General features: G+C 53.8%; 3 protein-coding genes. 1 reads left to right on the top strand and 2 read right to left on the bottom strand.

The annotated features are described in order from the left end of the window. Window positions 1-244: 244 nt before the first annotated feature. Window positions 245-1477 (bottom strand): NADH:flavin oxidoreductase/NADH oxidase family protein, encoded by a 1233-nt coding sequence (locus tag MIB40_RS19185; RefSeq protein ID WP_249697120.1) that lies wholly within the window; start codon window positions 1475-1477, stop codon window positions 245-247. Between the two features lie 75 nt (window positions 1478-1552). Between MIB40_RS19185 and MIB40_RS19180 the strand changes: the two genes are divergently transcribed. Next, window positions 1553-2077 carry a MerR family transcriptional regulator gene (locus MIB40_RS19180; protein ID WP_249697119.1) on the top strand — a complete coding sequence of 175 codons (525 nt, stop codon included), beginning with the start codon at window positions 1553-1555 and terminating at the stop codon, window positions 2075-2077. Here MIB40_RS19180 and MIB40_RS19175 read toward each other — a convergent pair. Next, window positions 2030-2977, bottom strand: a complete 948-nt coding sequence (locus MIB40_RS19175; protein WP_249697118.1) for an AEC family transporter — start codon at window positions 2975-2977, stop codon at window positions 2030-2032. The two genes, MIB40_RS19180 and MIB40_RS19175, sit on opposite strands and share 48 nt — an antisense overlap. Window positions 2978-3425: the final 448 nt, after the last annotated feature.

Here is a 3425-nt window from a genome sequence, read left to right as displayed (position 1 = left end):
TTTCAGGCGAATCCAGAATCGCGGCACGTCTTTGCAGTAAGGTCCAGACCTTTCAAAAAGGCGTAACAAAGAGTCTGGGTTCGCCTGAAAGCCCCTTAGGGCGGTCCTAAAATGGTTTCTCTCGGTGTTGAAGCCCTTGTCCAGGTCTCGACATGAACGGCGAGCTTCGCCTTGATAAAAACCATTTTAGGATCCGCAGAGATCTATCCGAATTAATCAGAGGTGCCTAAAGCTTTATCAGGGATCAGATCTGCTGACGCCAGTTCCGGTAGCGGCGTGTCAATTGCTTGCTGCGCCATTGATCCTTGATCAGGGTAAAAAACGGAGACAATGAAGCCTGTGCCGGTTTTCCTGCGCCTAAACGGTGAATCTGTCGTCGCACCAGCGCCATGACTGCCAATGCATTCAATGTTTTGTCTTTCCAGTTCACCTGAGGGCTCGATGAGGTAAATTCGGCTTGTTGCCAGCGCAAGGGTAAATCGGGCGTCATGGCCAGCGCGGTTCCCAGACCCACAAGGTCGATGCCTTTCTCTAGTACTTCTTCGGCGGTACTGCGATGCAGAATGCCCCCGGTTGTCATCACTGGCATGGTAGCTACCTTGGCGATATCGCGAGCGAATTCCAGAAAGTAAGCCTCTCTCGCCAGGGTGCGTTGATCTGCGGTTCGCCCCTGCATTGCCGGGCTCTCATAGCTACCGCCCGACAGCTCGACCAGATCGACGGCTTCCTGGTTAAGCTGTTCGATCACCTGTTTAGCATCCTGTTCGTCGAATCCGCCCCGTTGAAAATCGGCGGAATTAATCTTGACGGCTACCGCAAATTCGCTTGAGACGTGCTTGCGAATAGCGCGAATTACCTCAATCAATAAACGCGAACGATTTTCCAGTGTGCCACCCCATTGATCGCTGCGTCGGTTTGTTAGCGGTGACAGAAATTGAGAAATCAGATAACCATGGGCGGCATGAATCTGGACGCCATCAAAGCCGGCCGCTTCGGCCTGTACCGCCGTAGCAGTAAAGCGTTCGATGGTTTCTACTATCTGAGCGTCACTCATGGGGCTGGGTTGACCGAACAGTTTGGAATGTTTGCCGAGATTCAGGGGGACGTCGGAGGGAGACCAGACGTTGCCACCCATTGCGGCATAGACCTGACGGCCAGGGTGATTAATCTGCATCCAGACTTTCCCGCCATTGCTCTTGGCGGCTTCAGCCCAGCGGCGGAAAGGTTCGAGATCGGTTTGTTGTTCCAGAACAATGCCGCCGGGGCCGGTCATAGCTCTGTGATCAATCATGACATTGCCGGTGATGAGTAGGCCGATATTGCCGTTGGCCCAGCGTCGGTAAAGTTGAAAAATGGGTTCACCTGGCAGCTGCCCTGGCTCGCCCAGGCCTTCTTCCATAGCGGCTTTGGCCAAGCGCGAAGGCAACACGCTTGCGCACGGCAGGGTTAACGGGGTAAACAATGGGGATGATGACATGGGTAACTCCTTTATTAGCGGGCATCAATGGCGCTACTATAAGTTTAAAGTGCACTTTAAGGTCAAGGGCGAGAGATGAAAATCGGTGAGTTAGCTCGGCGGGCGGAAGTGAAGCCTTCCACTATTCGATATTACGAGAGCCGCGGACTGATGCCAGCGGCGGAACGCCGAGGGAATGGCTATCGCTATTACTCTGAAGACGCATTGGTTCGCTTACGCATGATTCAGTACGCCCAGCATCTTGGATTGCCACTGGAAGGTATTGCGACGCTGATGAGTGAAGGAGCGGTCAATCCCGAGCGTAAGGCGGCCATGAAGGAACGTCTGCAACACCGAGTGGCGGAGATCGATGCCATGCAGCAGTTATTGGCGAACCAGCGTCAGCATCTACAGCAGTTACTGGGTACCCTGGATCATCATTGGGCTCAGGGTCGCTGTGTGCCTGAAAATGAATTGGCACGTCTGGCCGATTGCACCGCTGACTTGCAAAACGGAGTGGTGGATAAGGCGTTGCAGCCAGAAGATTCCTCTGCGATGGTTCGCGAAACGTCCTTAACTGAGCCCGGCCAGCCATTCCAGCAGCAGGGGCGCAAAGGGTAGCCATAGCAGAAAAACCAAGCCGCTCATTAACCAGCAAGCATTAGCGAGACCCTGATTGAGGCCGTAGAGTGCTGGCGGAATAATGGTCAGTACGGCGGTGGGTGTGCTAGCAAGTAGCAGTACGGTGGCCGCTAGCAGGCCGTCCCCTGCCTGCTGCAAACCGAACAGCCAGACGAGTAGCAACCCAAAGGCAGGTAAAACAATCGGGCGCAGCAGTGCGATGGGTAATGCGCGTGGTAATTCTGGCAGCAGGGCACGAAAACGAAACACCAGACCTACCGAGACCATCAACAAAAAGGTGCTGAGGGGAACCAGCACGCTATTGGCAGAATCCATCCACTGGGGGCGCTCTATGCCGATCAGGTTGAGGCTCATGCCGCACAACCAGCAGCTTAATGCGATGACCAGTACGGGGTCTTTCCAGGCCGCAGGCGTTGACGCCTGTAGCCTGGCGTAGCGTCTGGCAAAGGGGAAAAAGAGGCCAAAATAGATCACCTCTTCAAACAGTTTATACAGCGGCAGAATGGCCAGTCCCGGCTCTCCGAGGTAGACGAACAGAGTTAATGAACCCATTGCGCCGAGATTGGCGTAACCACCGCTAGGGGCATACACCGCCCGATCTTCCGGGGTCATGCCTTGCCATCGGGCTAGTACCAGACCCATGACAAAGCCGGCTAACAGAACCGCTCCTCCGATCAGGGGTAACCAGGCGAGTACCCAGTAGAGCTGTTTAAGGTTCCAGATGGCTAACAGGATCGAAAGCGGTACGCTAATGCGTAGCGCCAGAAACAGGGCTGCCGCTCGCCAGCGACTGCTTTCTGCCGGGCGCCAAAAGAACAGTAGTTGGCCCACCGCAAAGCCTGCAATCATCACGATAAATATCTGAATAAAGTCGTTCATGTTGCTCGATCAGAGGGGATCAACTGTCAGGAGAGGCGGCACAGTCGATGATGGTCGTTACTCGTTCCGTGAGTAACCAGTGTTGCCATGATGGTTTGCTTTTGCAGATGGGGCAAGTCAATTAATGACAACCGTTCTACTTCGGGCAGGCAAAGCCTGACAAGATCAGGCCTGAAAAGAAAAAGGCCGATATCAAAAAAGCAAAGGTAGCCAGCCTAGTGATAGTTACTCACTAATGGGCAAGAAGCGCTTGCTACAGCTGACTACCTGAAAAGCCTAGGGCACCTCTGATTAATTCAGATGAACTCTGGCTTTCAGGCGAATTCAGAATCGCGACGCGCCTTTGCAGTAAAGTCGAGACCTTTCAAAAAGGCGTAACAAAGAGGCTGGATTCGCCCGAAAGCCCCGTAGGGCGGTCCTAAAAATGGTTTTTCTCGGTGTTGAAGCC

This window comes from Aestuariirhabdus haliotis (assembly GCF_023509475.1).
In the GTDB taxonomy this organism is placed as follows: Bacteria; Pseudomonadota; Gammaproteobacteria; order Pseudomonadales; family Aestuariirhabdaceae; genus Aestuariirhabdus; species Aestuariirhabdus haliotis.
Note: the sequence above shows the minus strand (reverse complement) of the source record. Positions and strands in the feature narration are given on the sequence as shown.

Excerpts from the sequence above, each read along its gene's own strand:
- MIB40_RS19185 (WP_249697120.1), bottom strand. The coding sequence starts at position 1,477 with ATGTCATCATCCCCATTGTTTACCCCGTTAACCCTGCCGTGCGCAAGC.
- MIB40_RS19180 (WP_249697119.1), top strand. The coding sequence starts at position 1,553 with ATGAAAATCGGTGAGTTAGCTCGGCGGGCGGAAGTGAAGCCTTCCACT.
- MIB40_RS19175 (WP_249697118.1), bottom strand. The coding sequence starts at position 2,977 with ATGAACGACTTTATTCAGATATTTATCGTGATGATTGCAGGCTTTGCG.